Genomic DNA, 500 nt, shown 5'->3' with positions numbered 1-500 from the left:
AGTTCTGAGGCAACGACCGTTGCCGGCTTTGAGTAGAACGCATAACTACAAAGTGTGCTTGTTCGCTCGAAACCATTAGGGTTTCGGTGGTCATAGCGTGAGGGAAACGCCCGGTTACATTCCGAACCCGGAAGCTAAGCCTCACAGCGCCGATGGTACTGCAGGGGGGACCCTGTGGGAGAGTAGGACACCGCCGAACAATCTTTGGAAGGACCCCTGGTCCCAGCGTTCAGCTGGGACCAGGGGTCCTTTCGTTTTTACAATGCTTGCAGTACCGAAGACAGGAGTCACCCATGTCCACCAACTCTCCCGACGAGCGACCGGAGCGCGACCAGCGGCGACGGGACAGTGGTGACCGTGGTGACCGCGGTGGCTACCGGGGCGACCGTGGCGGCTTCCGCCGCGACAACGACCGTGGCGGTTACGGCCGGCGCGACGACCACCGTGGTGACCGGGGTGATCGTGGTGACCGCGGCGGCTTCCGCCGTGATGACCGGCGC

The 500-nt window shown here is 62.8% G+C and carries 1 rRNA gene and 1 pseudogene; one reads left to right on the top strand and one right to left on the bottom strand.

The features are described from left to right. Positions 1-82: 82 nt before the first annotated feature. A 5S ribosomal RNA gene (gene rrf / locus LMU33_RS40930) occupies positions 83-199 on the top strand. A gap of 88 nt (positions 200-287) precedes the next feature. On the opposite strand, the pseudogene LMU33_RS40925 reads toward rrf, so the two are convergent. Then, positions 288-500, bottom strand: a pseudogene (locus LMU33_RS40925) (hypothetical protein); the annotation flags it as partial.

It is taken from the genome of Streptomyces barringtoniae, from assembly GCF_020819595.1.
In the GTDB taxonomy this organism is placed as follows: Bacteria; Actinomycetota; Actinomycetes; order Streptomycetales; family Streptomycetaceae; genus Streptomyces; species Streptomyces barringtoniae.
This window is presented reverse-complemented; position numbering and strand designations above follow the sequence as displayed.